We start from the raw sequence: 249 nt of genomic DNA, 5'->3' as shown, positions 1-249 counted from the left end.
CATCGACTCGGTATAGCCGTCCGCTCCGCGCATCGCTTCAGTCTCAGTGTTGTCCGGTTCTTTGTTTCAACGTTTACCCCTCCCGCGCGGATGACGTGCGCGGGAGGTATTTCAACAGCCTGCTAAAGGGCGACAAGACGCTGGCAGAGCTGGCGCAGCAGTACGATGTTCATCCGAACCAGATTACGGACTGGAAGAAGCAACTGCAGGAGCGCGTGTCGGAAGTGTTCGAGACGGGCAAGTCGACGA

The 249-nt window shown here is 57.8% G+C and carries 1 pseudogene; it reads left to right on the top strand.

From position 1 onward, the window contains the following. Positions 1-122: 122 nt before the first annotated feature. Positions 123-249, top strand: a pseudogene (locus ACLFKU_RS44950) (transposase); the annotation flags it as partial.

The organism is Paraburkholderia sp. EG304 (assembly GCF_046543485.1).
Classification (GTDB): Bacteria; Pseudomonadota; Gammaproteobacteria; order Burkholderiales; family Burkholderiaceae; genus Paraburkholderia; species Paraburkholderia youngii.
Note: the sequence above shows the minus strand (reverse complement) of the source record. Positions and strands in the feature narration are given on the sequence as shown.